At 66.7% G+C, this 14,078-nt stretch carries 17 protein-coding genes and 1 pseudogene; 1 reads left to right on the top strand and 17 read right to left on the bottom strand.

Annotation, left to right across the window (positions count from 1 at the left end; translation table 11 throughout):
* Positions 1-38: 38 nt before the first annotated feature.
* From B2X67_RS00795 to ubiE, 12 genes and pseudogenes are all read right to left on the bottom strand, one after another.
* Positions 39-515 carry a UPF0158 family protein gene (locus tag B2X67_RS00795; protein WP_286784308.1) on the bottom strand — a complete coding sequence of 159 codons (477 nt, stop codon included), beginning with the start codon at positions 513-515 and terminating at the stop codon, positions 39-41.
* Positions 516-606: 91 nt separating this feature from the next.
* Positions 607-1,479, bottom strand: a complete 873-nt coding sequence (locus B2X67_RS20765) for a methyl-accepting chemotaxis protein (RefSeq protein WP_414703996.1) — start codon at positions 1,477-1,479, stop codon at positions 607-609.
* A pseudogene (locus tag B2X67_RS20770) lies at positions 1,462-2,547 on the bottom strand (methyl-accepting chemotaxis protein); the annotation flags it as partial. The pseudogene B2X67_RS20770 and the gene B2X67_RS20765, both read right to left, overlap by 18 nt.
* Before the next feature lie 102 nt (positions 2,548-2,649).
* Entirely contained in the window at positions 2,650-3,357 is a 708-nt protein-coding gene (locus B2X67_RS00805; protein WP_286784310.1) for a 16S rRNA (uracil(1498)-N(3))-methyltransferase, read from the bottom strand.
* On the bottom strand, positions 3,354-4,136 hold the full coding sequence (gene tatC, locus B2X67_RS00810) for a twin-arginine translocase subunit TatC (RefSeq protein WP_282342694.1): 783 nt from the start codon (positions 4,134-4,136) through the stop codon (positions 3,354-3,356). The genes B2X67_RS00805 and tatC overlap by 4 nt, the downstream gene beginning before the upstream one ends.
* On the bottom strand, positions 4,133-4,519 hold the full coding sequence (tatB, locus tag B2X67_RS00815; protein WP_286784311.1) for a Sec-independent protein translocase protein TatB: 387 nt from the start codon (positions 4,517-4,519) through the stop codon (positions 4,133-4,135). Before tatB ends, tatC begins: the two co-directional genes overlap by 4 nt.
* A gap of 3 nt (positions 4,520-4,522) precedes the next feature.
* Positions 4,523-4,765 carry a twin-arginine translocase TatA/TatE family subunit gene (locus B2X67_RS00820; protein ID WP_090225641.1) on the bottom strand — a complete coding sequence of 81 codons (243 nt, stop codon included), beginning with the start codon at positions 4,763-4,765 and terminating at the stop codon, positions 4,523-4,525.
* A gap of 16 nt (positions 4,766-4,781) precedes the next feature.
* Complete coding sequence (locus tag B2X67_RS00825) at positions 4,782-5,117, bottom strand: phosphoribosyl-ATP diphosphatase (RefSeq protein WP_273232681.1); 336 nt, start codon at positions 5,115-5,117, stop codon at positions 4,782-4,784.
* Positions 5,110-5,511, bottom strand: coding sequence for a phosphoribosyl-AMP cyclohydrolase (hisI, locus tag B2X67_RS00830; protein ID WP_273232682.1), 402 nt, complete (start codon positions 5,509-5,511; stop codon positions 5,110-5,112). Before hisI ends, B2X67_RS00825 begins: the two co-directional genes overlap by 8 nt.
* Positions 5,512-5,609: 98 nt before the next feature.
* Positions 5,610-7,220, bottom strand: a complete 1,611-nt coding sequence (gene ubiB, locus B2X67_RS00835) for a ubiquinone biosynthesis regulatory protein kinase UbiB (RefSeq protein ID WP_286784312.1) — start codon at positions 7,218-7,220, stop codon at positions 5,610-5,612.
* Positions 7,217-7,834, bottom strand: a complete 618-nt coding sequence (locus B2X67_RS00840; RefSeq protein ID WP_090225648.1) for a ubiquinone biosynthesis accessory factor UbiJ — start codon at positions 7,832-7,834, stop codon at positions 7,217-7,219. Before B2X67_RS00840 ends, ubiB begins: the two co-directional genes overlap by 4 nt.
* Complete coding sequence (gene ubiE / locus B2X67_RS00845) at positions 7,834-8,604, bottom strand: bifunctional demethylmenaquinone methyltransferase/2-methoxy-6-polyprenyl-1,4-benzoquinol methylase UbiE (RefSeq protein ID WP_090225649.1); 771 nt, start codon at positions 8,602-8,604, stop codon at positions 7,834-7,836. The genes B2X67_RS00840 and ubiE overlap by 1 nt, the downstream gene beginning before the upstream one ends.
* 152 nt (positions 8,605-8,756) lie before the next feature.
* On the opposite strand from ubiE, the gene B2X67_RS00850 reads away from it, so the two are divergent.
* A complete protein-coding gene (locus B2X67_RS00850) occupies positions 8,757-9,038 on the top strand; it encodes a polyhydroxyalkanoic acid system family protein (protein ID WP_090225651.1) in 282 nt (93 codons plus the stop codon).
* Positions 9,039-9,086: 48 nt separating this feature from the next.
* On the opposite strand, the gene B2X67_RS00855 is transcribed toward B2X67_RS00850, so the two are convergent.
* The 5 genes from B2X67_RS00855 to argS form a co-directional block, all read right to left on the bottom strand.
* Positions 9,087-9,458: a DUF971 domain-containing protein gene (locus tag B2X67_RS00855; protein WP_286784313.1), complete on the bottom strand. Its 372-nt coding sequence runs from the start codon at positions 9,456-9,458 to the stop codon at positions 9,087-9,089.
* Between the two features lie 59 nt (positions 9,459-9,517).
* The gene (hslU, locus tag B2X67_RS00860; RefSeq protein WP_090225654.1) at positions 9,518-10,858 is read right to left on the bottom strand and encodes an ATP-dependent protease ATPase subunit HslU; all 1,341 of its coding nucleotides are present in this window, start codon (positions 10,856-10,858) and stop codon (positions 9,518-9,520) included.
* Positions 10,859-10,928: 70 nt separating this feature from the next.
* Positions 10,929-11,459: an ATP-dependent protease subunit HslV gene (hslV, locus tag B2X67_RS00865; RefSeq protein WP_286784314.1), complete on the bottom strand. Its 531-nt coding sequence runs from the start codon at positions 11,457-11,459 to the stop codon at positions 10,929-10,931.
* A 143-nt stretch (positions 11,460-11,602) separates the two neighbouring features.
* A complete protein-coding gene (locus tag B2X67_RS00870) occupies positions 11,603-12,307 on the bottom strand; it encodes an SPOR domain-containing protein (protein WP_273232689.1) in 705 nt (234 codons plus the stop codon).
* Positions 12,308-14,047 (bottom strand): arginine--tRNA ligase, encoded by a 1,740-nt coding sequence (gene argS / locus B2X67_RS00875; protein ID WP_286784315.1) that lies wholly within the window; start codon positions 14,045-14,047, stop codon positions 12,308-12,310.
* Between the last annotated feature and the right edge of the window lie 31 nt (positions 14,048-14,078).

Genomic DNA, 14,078 nt, shown 5'->3' on the forward strand with positions numbered 1-14,078 from the left:
GATGCGTGATCGCATCGCCGCCCGGTTCCTCGACGGTTTCAGGCCCTCAGTAGACGCCGGCGGATGCCTTCGGGCATGGACGAATCCGCCGCCGTGTCCGCCGCGGCCGGCTCCAGTCCCAGTTCCATCAGCCAGTTCAGCGCCAGCTCGTGCAGCCGGGCCTTTTCATAGATCGGCCAGGCTTGGCGTGCAGCGGGAAACTGCTCCAGCTCGTAGCCGAAGGTGCGCAGCGGTCGCCGGCTCTGCAGGGCCGCCGCCAGCAGCGGATGGGCGTGCGGGTCGTGCAGGTCGAAGAGGAATGCCTCGCGCATGTCGATGCGGTCGGCGGTGTCCAGCGGCGGGATGCCGGCATAGCGCTCGGGATCGCTTTCCAGCTGGTGGAGGGTCTGCGCGTCGGGGGCGTCGGCATCCAGTGAGATGAACTCGCCGCTGTGCAGGTCGAGGTAGTGCTCGAGAGGGCCCGGATCGTCCAGTGCGCGTTCCAGGCGGTGCATGTCGATGGTCAATACGCGCATATCGTCGGCCTCCTGGGGTTTCCACCCGCAGTAGACCATAGTCACGGCGACCCGTGCGGCGCCCTTCGCGCGGGCGCCGACGACGGGGCGATCAGGTCCGGAAGCGCGCCACGCGCTGTTGCAGTTCGGCGCCCAGGCGGGCCAGCTCGACGCTCGAGGCTGCGGTTTCCTCACTGGACGAGGCGGTCTGCTCGGAGATGTCGCGCACGTTGATCACGCTGCGGTTGATCTCCTCGGCGACCACGCCCTGCTGTTCGGCCGCGGCGGCGATCTGCTGGTTCATCGCCTGGATGGTCGACACCGCCCGGGCGATGTCGCCGAGACGGCTGCCGGCGCTGCGGGTCAGCTCAACCGTGCTTTCGGTCAGCGCCCGGCTGCTGTCCATCAGGCTGGCGGCGCGCTGGGTGCCGCTCTGCAGGCCGGCGATCAGCTCCTCGATCTCCTCGGTGGATTTCTGCGTGCGTTGCGCCAGGCCGCGTACTTCGTCGGCGACCACGGCGAAACCGCGTCCGGCGTCCCCGGCACGGGCGGCCTCGATGGCGGCGTTGAGCGCCAGCAGGTTGGTCTGCTCGGCGACCGACTTGATCACGTCGAGCACGCTGCCGATGCGCTCGCTTTCCTGCTTGAGCAGGCCGACCGCGTCGTTGGAGCGGCTCACTTCGGCGGCCAGGCGATCCATCTGCCCCACCGCGTCGTTCACCGCGGTTTCGCCCTCACGAGCCTGGCGATCGGCATTGCTGGCGGCGAGCGAGGCTTCCTCGGCGTTGCGTGCGACTTCCAGCACAGTGGCGGCCATCTCGTTCATCGCGGTGGCGACCTGGTCGGTCTCGCTCTTCTGGCTGTTCACCCCGGCGCTAGTCTGCTCGGTGACCGCGGACAGCTGTTCGGCGGCGCTGGCGATCTGGGTGACGCCGTCGCGGATATGCCCGATCAGCTCGCGCAGGTTGAGGGTCATGCGCTGCATGCTCTTCTGCAACTGGCCCAGTTCGTCCTTGCGTCGCACCTGAATGTCCTGGCCTAGGTCGCCGGACGCGATACGTTCCGCCGCGACCAGGGTGAGGTTGAGGGGGCGGGTGATCTGCCGGGTGATCAGCGCCGCAGCGAACACGCCGATCAGCAGCGCCAACGCGGCGCTGATCGCGAGCAGCCCGCGGGTGCGCCCGGTTTCGCTGGTGCGCTTCTCGTTCTGGATCTGGTAGAGCTGCTGGGCGATCTGCAGGAAGCGCTCACCCTCGCTCTGCATGGCGGCGAACTGAGCGGCAGCCGCATCGCTGGCGGTCCGGAACTGCGCGACAGCCTTACGGTAAGCCTGCAGTGCGGTGGCGATTTCGCCCAGGCTGGCATCCGCCGCGCCGGTCTGCTGGCCCAGTTGGGTGACGCTGCCGATGGCGGCGTCGACGGCGTCGAGCGCGGTCTGTTGCACGCTCGGATCGTTGCTGTAGGTGTAGCCGCGCACCTGGTAGCGCGCCTGCTGCACAGCGAGGCGCAGTTGGGCGACGAGGCGGAACTCGGCGAGCCGGGTGGCATCGTCGAGCGCGCTGTCATCGAGCACGCGCTGCTCCAGGGCGGTGATCAGTTGCACGGCGTGATCGGCATTGCTGCCAAGGCTGGCGCGGGCAGCCTCGCGGGTCTGGTAGGCCTGGCCCAGCAGCTCGATGGCTTTCTGGTAGGCGTCATTGGTGGCGTCCTGCTCGCCAACCAGTTCCATGTCGTCGGGGTCGAGGGTCGCGCCCAGGTCGTCGGAGATCTTGTCGATGTCCTTGAGGCGGCCACGCAGCCGTTCGGCGGTGGCGGGCTCCTGCTTGATCAGATACTGCAGGCGGGAGACGTTCAGGTCCTTGGTCATTTCGCCGAAGCGCGCGGCCGCGCCCAGTTTGTCTCCGCGCTCGATGGTCTGTCCCAGGCTGAACCAGCCGGTAAGGGTGATCAGCAGGGTAAGCAGCAGCACCAGGCCGAAGCCCAGGGCGAGTTTGAGTTTGACGCTAAGGTTGTCGAACCAATCCATCGAGTGTCTCCACGACATGAAGGCCATTCTCTGGGGGCGGGATGCTGCGCTTATCGGCCGCAGGTCGCGACTCTATAGAGGTGTAGGACAATTTTACAAGCGAACCGTGAAAATCCGCAGGACGCGGGCTCAGTACAGGCGGGCGAGGAGGGCGGTGACGGCGGTTTCGACCCGCAGGATACGATCGCCGAGCTGCACGGGCGCCAGTCCCGCCGCGATCATCTTCTCGACTTCATAGGGAATCCAGCCGCCTTCCGGGCCGATCGCCAGCGTCACGGGAGCGTCGACGCCGCGCGGGCAGGCGGGGTAGTCGCCCGGGTGGGCGATTAGACCGAGGCTGTCGGCAGCGACCGATGCCAGTCGATCCTCTACGAAGGGCTTGAAGCGCTTCTCGATACTCACATCCGGCAGCACCGTGTCGCGCGCCTGTTCCAGGCCGAGAATCAGCTGTTCGCGGATCGCGGCAGGCTCGAGGAACGGCGTCTGCCAGAAGCTCTTTTCCACCCGGTAGCTGTTCAGCAGGACCAGGCGCGGAACGCCCATGGCGGCGACCGTCTGCAGCACGCGGCGAAGCATCTTCGGGCGCGGCAGGGCGAGCAGCAGGGTCAGCGGCAGCTTGGCCGGAGGTGCCTGGTCGAGATCGACCTGCAGTTCCGCTTCGTCGGCTTGCAGCCGCAGCAGGCGCGCCGTGCCCATCGCCCCGCCCAGGCGGCCGACGCGCAGGCTGTCGCCGGCCTCCGCGCGGTGCACGTCATGCAGATGGGTGAGGCGGCGATCGCGCAGGATGGCCCGGTCCGCCGCGACGAAGTCGGCGTTTTCCAGCAACAGCAGGTTCACGGCAGTGGTGCGGGCGGCTGGTCGGTGCTTTCGGCTTCTTCGCGCTCGTCGCGGCTCTTGCGCACGAAGCGCGAGAACAGCAGGCCGACCTCGAAGAGCATCCACATCGGCACGGCCAGCAGGGTCTGCGACATGGGGTCCGGCGGGGTGAGGATCATCCCGACCACGAAGCAGCCGATGATCACGTAAGGGCGGATCTTCTTCAGGTAGGCGACGTCGACGACGCCGATCAGCGTCAGCAGGACCACCGCGACCGGAATCTCGAAGGTCAGGCCGAAGGCGAACAGCAGGGTCAGGAAATCCAGATAGCTGTTCACGTCGGTCATCGTGGTGACGCCTTCCGGCGCCTGGCTGATGAAGAAGTGGAACATCAGCGGGAACACCAGGTAATACGCGAAGGCCATGCCGGCGTAGAACAGCACGATGCTCGACGCCAGCATCGGCACGGCGATGCGCTTCTCGTGCTTGTACAGGCCTGGCGCGATGAAGCCCCAGATCTGCCCGAGGATGATGGGCATCGCCAGCAGCACCGAGACGATCATGGTCAGCTTCAATGGCGCGAGGAACGCCGAGGCCGGATCGATGGAGATCATCGTCGCGCCTTCGGGGAGAAAGCGCCGCAGCGGTTCCGAGGCGTAGGCGTAGATCTGCTTGGAGAAGTACAGCAGGCTGATGAAAATCAGGAAGACCGCGGCCACGCAGCGCAGCAGGCGCGTGCGTAGCTCGGTGAGGTGCGAAACCAGGGGCATTTCCTGGTCCTGTTCCGGTATCTCGCTCATGGATTACGCGGCGGCTCTGGCGTGACGGGAGTATCGACCGCCGGCGGCGACAGGGCATCGCTCTTCGGCTCTGGATGCAGCGCGGCCTCCACGGTCTCCGGCGAAGCGGCGGCGGACTGCTCCGGCGTGGTGTTCGTCGGCGGCTGGATGCTGCGCTTCATCTCGCGCTCCAGCGACAGGATGTTCTCGTTGTGCAGCTGCCGGCGAATCTCGTCGGCGCCGATTTCGCGCTCCACTTCCTGCTTGATCGCGTTGAAGCTGCGCTTGAGCCGGCCCACCCAAAGGCCGGCGGTACGCGCCGCGCCCGGCAGGCGCTCCGGTCCGAGAACCAGCAACGCCACCAGGGCGATCAGCAGCAGTTCGCCGAAGCTGATACCGAACATGGATTAATCCTTGCGCGCCGGCTCTTCGACCTTGTGCGCCTGGGCGTCGATGGTGTGCGGCTGCTCGAGCGGCGTGGTCGAGGCCTTCGGCTCTTCGGTCGGGCGCTCGTCGTCGTTCATCGCCTTGCGGAAGCCCTTGATCGATTCGCCGACATCCGCGCCCAGGCCCTTGAGCTTCTTGGTGCCGAAAACCAGTACTACGACGATGAGAATGACGATCCAGTGTTTCCAGTCGAAAATGCCCATGGAGAACCTCGTGTGATTAGTGGGAGTCGGAGCGGGCGGCCTTTTCGGCATGCCCGGAGAGGCCGAAGCGCCGGTCCAGTTCGTCCAGCACGGCCTGCGGATGCTGGCCGAGGGCGGCGAGCATGACCAGGCTGTGGAACCACAGGTCGGCGGTTTCGTAGATCAGGTCGCTGCAGTCGCCGCTATTGGCGGCGTCCTTGGCGGCGAGGATGGTTTCCACCGATTCCTCGCCGAGTTTTTCCAGGATCTTGTTCAGGCCCTTGTGGTACAGGCTGGCGACGTAGGAGCTGTCGGCCGACGCGCCCTTGCGCGCCTCCAGCACTGCGGCCAGGCGGTCGAGTGTGTCAGTCATGCTGATGGCCCGCCGCGTAGATGGCTTTCGGGTCTTTCAGCGGCGCCTCGACGGTCTTCCAGTCGCCCTCCTGGTAAACCCGGTAGAAGCAGCTTTCGCGCCCGGTGTGGCAGGCGATGCCGCCGACCTGCTCGACCATCAGGATGATCACGTCGGCGTCGCAGTCCAGGCGCAGTTCGTGGAGCTTCTGCACGTGACCGGAGTCCTCGCCCTTGCGCCAGAGCTTGTTGCGCGAGCGCGACCAGTAGATCGCCCGGTTTTCCGCGACGGTCAGGCTCAGCGCCTCACGGTTCATCCAGGCCATCATCAGCACCCGGCCCGTACGGTGGTCCTGGGCGATGGCGGCGACCAGGCCGTCGGCGTTCCAGTTGATCTCGTCAAGCCAGTCTTTCATGGTGTCTTTCCGCGCCGGCGCGCCCTGTTCGCAGGGCTCGCGCCGTACTGCCAGTGTCTATGGAGGGGACCTAGTGTGCCAGCCGATGACGCGGCTGGCTATCGGCGCACGACCAGGTAAAGACCCGCAGCGGCCATGATCCACATCGGCCAGGCCTCGATCGCGTTCAGCGACCCGGCGTTCGCGGCGAGTACCGCACCGCCGCCGAGCAGGGCTGCACCGAGCAGGCGCAAGATGCCGCCGTCGCGACGTTCGCGCCAGGGCGGCGGCGGGTCTTCGGCATGCGGTTGCGACATCCGTTCGAGCAGGTCGCGGGTCATGTTGGCCAGGTGCGGCACCTGTTCGAGTTGTGTCTGCAGGTTGCGCAGCAGGGTTTTCGGGCTCATCCGCTCCTTCATCCAGCGTTCGAGGAAGGGTTGCGCGGTGGTCCACAGGTCGAGGTCCGGGTAGAGCTGGCGGCCGAGGCCTTCGATGTTCAGCAGGGTCTTCTGCAGCAGCACCAGCTGCGGCTGGATTTCCATGTTGAAGCGCCGTGCGGTCTGGAACAGGCGCAGCAGCAACTGGCCGAAGGAAATGTCGCGCAGCGGCTTCTCGAATATCGGCTCGCAGACGGTACGGATCGCCGCCTCGAACTCGTTCACCTTGGTGTCCTTGGGAATCCAGCCGGAGTCGATGTGCAGCTGCGCCACCTTGCGGTAGTCGCGCTTGAAGAACGCCACCAGGTTGCGTGCCAGGTAATCCTGGTCTTCCGGGGTGAGGCTGCCGACGATGCCACAGTCCACCGCGATGTATTGCGGGTTCCACGGTTGCTGGGTGCTGACGAAAATGTTGCCGGGGTGCATGTCGGCGTGGAAGAAGCTGTCGCGGAACACCTGGGTGAAGAAAATCTCCACGCCGCGCTCGGCGAGCAGCTTCATGTCGGTGCGCTGGCTGGCGAGGGTCGCCAGGTCGGTGACCGGAACGCCGTAGATGCGCTCCATCACCAGCACTTTCGGCCGGCAGTAATCCCAGTGCACCTGCGGCACGTAGAGCAGCGGCGAGCCGGCGAAGTTGCGCTTCAACTGGCTGGAGTTGGCCGCCTCGCGAAGCAGGTCGAGTTCGTCGTAGATGACCCGCTCGTAGTCGCTGACCACTTCCACTGGGTGCAGCCGGCGTGCCTCGCTGGACAGCCGCTCGGCAAGCCGGGCGATCAGGAACAGCCAGGCGATATCCTGGGCGATCACCGGCTTGAGCCCCGGACGAACCACCTTGACCACCACTTCCTCGCCGCTGTGCAGGCGCGCGCTATGCACCTGGGCTACCGAGGCCGAGGCCAGCGGTTGCTGCTCGAAGCGGGCGAACAGCCTGGCGATCGGCGCACCGAGCTGCGACTCGATCAGGGCCACGGCCTGTTCGGGCGGGAACGGAGGCACCTTGTCCTGCAGGAAGCTCAGCTCGTCGGCGATATCTTCGGGCAGCAGGTCGCGGCGGGTGGAGAGAATCTGGCCGAACTTGATGAATACCGGGCCGAGGCCTTCCAGCGCCAGGCGCAGGCGCTGCCCGCGGCTGTGCGGCGAGGTGCGCCGCGGCAGCCAGCGCCATGGCAGCAGGTAGCCGCAGACGCGCAGGTACCAGGGCAGCGGCAGTTCGAGGACCAGGTCGTCGAGGCGATAGCGGATCACCACGAAGAGGATGCGGAGCAGGCGGCTTAGCGCGGCGAACAGCTTCATGCTTGGGGTTTGGGTCCTTGGACGAGACGCTCGACACGCGCCTCAAGACGGTCGAGAGCCAGTTTCAGCGCATCGAGTTCGGCGAAACGTGCTTCGGCTTCGCGGGCACCGACCAGGCTGGCGGTTTCCTCGGCCAGGTAGTCCTTGAGGTCGAGACGCAGGCTGTCGAGGCTCTGCTCGGCCCAGTTCGACGCGCCCCGCAGGCGGCTGCCGAGGACATGGCTGGCCACCGGTCCGATCCAGCGCGACAGCTCGTATTCCCAGTCCAGCTCGAGGTCCTGGAGTACCGCCGACAGTTCCATCAGCACGCCGCTGTCGCCGTCGATCTGCACGTCCGGGCGATGCAGCACGGCGGTCTTCTGCCGGCTGGTGGCCAGGCGCAGCAGGGTGCCGGCGGGGGCGCGCAGCACGCAGTCCGCCGGCGCCGCCCATTGCCGGGCCAGGCGCAGGCCGTCCGCGTGAGGCAGGATGAACAGGCGCACCGCGGGGGAGGCGCAATCGACCTCGATCACCTTGCCGGACAGCCCGGCGAGGCGCGCCTGTGCGCTGCTGTCCAGCGCGAGGATACGGTTGATGCCGCTTTCGGCGGCGGCGAGCAGGGCCTGGGTGATCATCAGGGCTTGATTCCCCGATGCAGGGCGACGATGCCGCCGGTCATGTTGTGGAAAGTGACCGCGGCGAAACCGGCATCGGCCATCATGCCCTTGAGGGTTTCCTGATCCGGGTGCATGCGGATCGACTCGGCGAGGTAGCGGTAGCTGTCGGCATCGTTGGTGATCAGCTTGCCCATCATCGGCAGCAGGCTGAACGAGTAGACGTCATAGGCCTTGGACAGCAGCGCGCTGGAAGGTTTGGAGAACTCCAGCACCAGCAGCCGGCCGCCCGGCTTGAGCACGCGCAGCATCGAGCGCAGGGCGTCTTCCTTGTGGGTGACGTTGCGCAGCCCGAAGGCGATGGTCACCACGTCGAAGTGATTGTCCGGGAACGGCAGCTTTTCCGCGTCGGCCTGGACGAACTTGACGTTGCCGGAGACGCCCTTGTCCATCAGTCGATCGCGGCCGACGGCGAGCATCGAGGCGTTGATGTCGGCCAGCACCACTTCGCCGGTCGGGCCGACCAGGCGCGAGAATTGCCTGGTCAGGTCGCCGGTGCCGCCCGCGATGTCGAGCACCCGGTTGCCGGTGCGTACACCGGAGAGCTCGATGGTGAAGCGCTTCCACAGGCGATGAACGCCACCGGACATCAGGTCGTTCATCAGGTCGTACTTGGCCGCCACCGAATGGAACACCTCGGCGACTTTCTGCGCCTTCTGGCTCTCCGGCACGCTCTTGTAGCCGAAGTGGGTGGTGGGCTCGGCGTCTTGGCGGTTAAGCGGATCGTTCATGTCGCAGGCACCGGTGGATAAAAGTGGCGGCCATTCTAAACCGAAAAGCCGACGCCAGGCGCCACGCGCTGTGCGCTGCGTGCGCCGCCGTGGGGCGTGGCCGGTCGCGCTTGATATAGTGCCGCGTCCAACTGCCGCAGCAAGGAGCCTGCATGTCCTCCATCCGCATCGAACGTGAACATTCCCTCGGCCTGGAAGCCGCCCGCGGCAAGGCCGAGGCAATCGCCGCCCGGCTCGCCAGCGACTTCGGCGTCAGCTCGCAATGGGCCGGCGACGATCTCGAGCTGAGTCACTCGGCGGCCAATGGGCGCATTCAGGTCGAGGAAGACAGGGTACGCATCGAGTTGAAACTGGGCCTGATGCTCGCCGCGATGAAGGCGCCGATCCAGGCGAAGATCGAGCGTAGCCTGGAGAAGGCGCTGGGGCAGGCCTGAGCGCCGCCCGTTGCCCTTGCCGACGCCGGCTCGGCTTCGAACTGGCGCTCAGAGCATCAGCCTGACCACCGATTCGCTGGGGTCGCGCGAGCGCCCGGCGGCGGAGAGTTGCTCCAGGTACTCGGCCCAGAGTTGTTCCTGGTGCGTAGCCAGCTGGTACAGGTAGTCCCAGCTGAACAGGCCGCTGTCGTGGCCGTCGTCGAAGGTCAGTTTCAACGCGTAGTTGCCCGCCGGCTCGACCTTGCTCAGGCCGACGGCGATCTTGCCGTGCTGCAGGACCGGCGTGCCGTGACCCTGCACTTCGGCCGACGGCGAATGCACGCGGAGGAATTCGGCGGGCAGGCTGTAACGCTCGGCGCCGTATTCCAGGTCCAGGGTCTTCGACGCCTTGCGCAGTTTGATCGCGGTGGGGACGCGCATCGGTGGAACTCCAGCGGATTCACCCGCGACGAAGGATCGGCCCTCGCCGCGGGGCAGGTTCAGAGAATGTAGCGCGACAGGTCTTCGTCCTGCGCCAGTTCGCCGAGGTGGCCGTTGACGTAGGCGGCGTCGATGCGGATCGGCGCGCCGTTCTGCTGCGAGGCGAGGTCGCCGGCGCTGAACGAGACTTCCTCTAGCAGGCGTTCGAGCAGCGTGTGCAGGCGCCGTGCACCGATGTTCTCGGTCTTCTCGTTGACCTGCCAGGCGATCTCGGCGAGGCGCTTGATGCCGTCCTCGACGAATTCGATGTGCAGCCCTTCGGTCTTCAGCAGTTCGCGGTACTGCTCGGTGAGCGAGGCGTGCGGCTCGGTGAGGATGCGCTCGAAGTCCTGCGGCGACAGCGCCTTGAGTTCGACGCGGATCGGCAGGCGGCCCTGCAGCTCGGGCACCAGGTCGCTGGGCTTGGACAGGTGGAAGGCACCCGAGGCGATGAACAGGATGTGGTCGGTCTTGACCATGCCCAGCTTGGTGTTGACCGTGCTGCCCTCGATCAGCGGCAGCAGGTCGCGCTGCACGCCCTCGCGGGAGACGTCCGCGCCGCCGGCGTTGGCGCGCTTGGCGACCTTGTCGATCTCGTCGATGAAGACGATGCCGTTCTGCTCCACGGCTTCCAGCGCCTTGGCCTTGAGTTCTTCCTCGTTGACCAGGCGCGCGGCTTCCTCGTCGCGGACCAGTTTCAGCGCTTCCCTGACCTTCAGCTTGCGGCTCTTCTTCTTGCCCTTGCCCATGTTGGAGAAGAGGTTCTGCAACTGGCTGGTCATTTCCTCCATGCCGGGCGGCGCCATGATTTCCACGCCGGCCGGGGCTTCCGCCACTTCGATCTCGATGTCCTTGTCGTCCAGCTGGCCTTCGCGCAGGCGCTTGCGGAACAGTTGGCGGGTGTTCGAGTCGCCGCTCGGCACCGCGTCGTCGTTGAAGCCGGTGCGTGCCGGCGGCAGCAGCGCGTCGAGGATGCGTTCCTCCGCGGCGTCTTCGGCGCGGTGGGCGACGCGGACCATTTCCTGCTCGCGGAGCATCTTGATCGCTGCGTCGGCGAGGTCGCGGATGATCGATTCGACATCGCGGCCGACGTAGCCAACCTCGGTGAACTTGGTCGCTTCCACCTTGATGAACGGGGCGTTGGCCAGCTTGGCCAGGCGCCGGGCGATTTCGGTCTTGCCGACGCCGGTCGGGCCGATCATCAGGATGTTCTTCGGCGTCACCTCGGGGCGCAGCTCGGCCGGCAGTTGCATGCGCCGCCAGCGGTTGCGCAGGGCGATGGCGACGGCGCGCTTGGCATCTTCCTGGCCGATGATGTGGCGGTTGAGTTCGTGGACGATCTCGCGGGGCGTCATGGACATAGTGGTTGGCTCGTTGCAGACGTTGGCCGCGCGGCGCTCGGGCCGGGCGGCGGAGGGAGGTGGAGACGCGTCAGATCGCCGAATCCAGCTCTTCGAGAGTGAGGTTCTGATTGGTGAAGACACAGATCGAACCGGCAATGTTCAATGCGCTTTCGGCGATCTCGCGCGCCGACAGCTCGCTGTGCCTGAGCAGCGCCATGGCCGCGGCCTGGGCGAAGCCGCCGCCCGAGCCCATGGCGATCAGGCCATCCTCGGGTTCGACGACGTCGCCGTTTCCGGTGATGATCAGCGAGGCATCCTTGTTGGCCACCGCCAGCATGGCTTCCAGACGGCTCAGCGAACGGTCGGTACGCCAGTCCTTGGCCAGTTCGACGGCCGCGCGCACCAGGTGGCCCTGATGCCGCTCGAGCTGGCTTTCGAAGCGTTCGAAGAGGGTGAAGGCGTCCGCGGTGGCGCCGGCGAAGCCGGCCAGCACCTCACCGTGGTAGAGGCGGCGAACCTTCTTCGCGTTGCCTTTCATCACGGTGTTGCCGAGGGAAACCTGGCCGTCGCCGCCCATGACGACTTTGCCGTTGCGGCGAATTGAAACGATGGTGGTCAAGGGGGACATCTCCACGCAGCGGGGCATTCTTGCCCGAATGGAGATTCATATGGGGGCGCGAAGCAGAGGCTTCAAGCCGTCCCTCGATCGGGAACGGCGTTGCAGCCCGCGCGCCGGCCCGGCGCGCCTGAAGCGTTCCGGCCTCAGCGCACCTGTCGCTGTTGCAGCAGCAGGTTGCCGAAGCCGCTGGCGGAGAGCTGCTTCTGCGCGCCGGCCAGTTGCTCCTTGCTGGCGAACGGACCGACCAGCACGCGGTACCAGACTTCCTCGCGCACGGTGCCGGATTCCACTTGCACCGCCTGGCCGAGCAGGATGATCTGCGCGCGCACCCGGTCGGCATCGGCCTGCTTGCGGAACGAGCCGGCCTGCAGGAAGTACTGCGTGGTCAGCGGCGCCTTGGCCACCGTCGTCGCGTTCGCCGGCGTGTTCGGCGCGGGCACGGCGACCGGCGGGGGTGGCGGAGGCACCTGGCCATTGAGTGCTGCCTCTGCGCGCGCGGTATCGATCTTCGCCGCCTGCTCGGGCGTCACCGGGGTGGCGGGCGGCGTGGCCGGCATCGAGTCGGGCGGCACTATCACTTCGGACTCGGGCAGCAGCGTGTAGAAGTCGTACTTCGGCTTCACCGGGCCGGCGACTTCGGCGGCGGCCTTCTGCGCGGCTTTCTGCGCGACCTCGGGTTTGACCCGCTTGATCTTGTCGTCGCCGGGCTCGAGCTTCATCAGCAGCACCACGAAGGCGCCGATCGCCAACCCGCAGGCGAGCCACAGCCAGCCCGGAATGGGTTTCTTCTTGGGGGCCTGGTAGCGGCTGGCGCCGCGCTTGGGGGGAGCCTTCTTCTTTGCCGCCACTTACATGCGCTCCAGGGTCTGCAGGCCCAGCAGTTCGAGGCCCTGCTTGAGGGTGCGCCCGGTCAGCGCGGCAAGGCGCAGACGGCTCTGGCGGGTTTGCTCGTCCTCGGCGGCGAGGATCGGGCAATGCTCGTAGAAGCTGGAGAACAGCCCGGCAAGGTCGTACAGGTAGCTGCACAGCACGTGCGGCACGCCTTTCTCGGCGACGTTGCCGAGCACTTCGCCGAACTGCGCCAGCTTGCCGGCCAGCGCCAGTTCCTGCTCGGCCTGCAGGACGATGCGCCCATCCAACTGGTGATAGCCCTTGCCCAGCTTGCGGAACACGCTGGCCACGCGGGTGTAGGCGTAGAGCAGGTAGGGCGCGGTGTTGCCCTCGAAGCTGAGCATCTGCTCGAAGTTGAAGCTGTAGTCGCTGCTGCGGTGCTTGGAGAGGTCGGCGTATTTCACCGCGCCGATGCCCACCGCGTGGGCGATCTGGCGCAGTTCGGCGTCGTCCAGCTCGGGGTTCTTGCCCTTGACCAGCGCGTAGGCGCGTTCTTCGGCCTCGTCGAGCAGGTCGACCAGCTTCACCGTGCCGCCGTCGCGGGTCTTGAACGGACGGCCGTCGGCGCCGTTCATGGTGCCGAAGCCCATGTGCTCGAGCTGCATGCTCGGCGGCACGAACCCGGCGCGGCGGGCCACGGCGAAGACCATCTGGAAGTGCAACGCCTGGCGCTGGTCGACGAAGTACAACGCGCGGTCGGCCTTCAGCACGCCGGCGCGGTAGCGCGTGGCGGCGAGGTCCGTGGTGGCGTAGAGGTAGCCGCCACCGGCCTTCTGCACGATCAGCGGCAGCGGGTTGCCCTCGGAGTTCTTGAACTCGTCGAGGAACACGCAGCGCGCGCCTTCGCTTTCGGTGAGCAGGCCCTTGGCGTCGAGGTCGGCGACCACCTGGGCGAGGTCGTCGTTGTAGGCGCTCTCGCCCTTGACGTCAGCCATGCTCAGCTTCACGCCGAGGCGGTCGTAGACCTTCTGGCAGTGGCTCAGGGAGATGTCGTTGAAACGGTGCCACAGGCGCAGGCATTCGGCGTCGCCGGCCTGCAGCTGGACCACCAGCTCGCGGGCGCGGTCGGCAAACTCGGCAGATTCGTCGAAGCGCTTCTTCGCCGCGCGGTAGAACCCTTCGAGGTCGGAGAGCTCGGCGTCGCTGCCCACCGGCTGCTCCTGCATGAACGCCAGCAGCATGCCGAACTGGGTGCCCCAGTCGCCGACGTGGTTCTGCCGGATCACTTCGTCGCCGAGAAATTCCAGTACCCGCGCCACGCCGTCGCCGATGATGGTCGAACGCAGGTGACCGACGTGCATTTCCTTGGCGAGGTTAGGCGCCGACAGGTCGACCACCACGCGCTGCGCCGCGCCGCTCTTGCGCACGCCGAGGTGCGCGTCGGCCAGCGCCGCTTCCAGGCGCCCGGCCAGGGCGTCGCTGTTCTGGAAGAAGTTGAGGAAGCCCGGCCCGGCGATTTCCACCTTGGCCAACTGCTCGTCGGCGGGCAGCGCGGCGATCAGTTTTTCCGCAAGGTCGCGCGGCTTCATCGCCGCCGGCTTGGCCAGCATCATGGCGATGTTGCTGGCGAAATCGCCGTGGGTCTTGTCCTTGCTGTTCTCCACCTGGATCGTCGGCGTAAGACCCTCGGGCAGCACGCCGTCGGCGACGAGGCGTGTCAGGGCTTGCTGGATCAGCTGGCGAATCGTGTCTTTCATAGTCTGCTCGGTCGGCCTTGGCGGGTCGAAA

The organism is Pseudomonas sp. UBA3153 (assembly GCF_002364635.1).
GTDB lineage: Bacteria > Pseudomonadota > Gammaproteobacteria > Pseudomonadales > Pseudomonadaceae > Pseudomonas_O > Pseudomonas_O kuykendallii.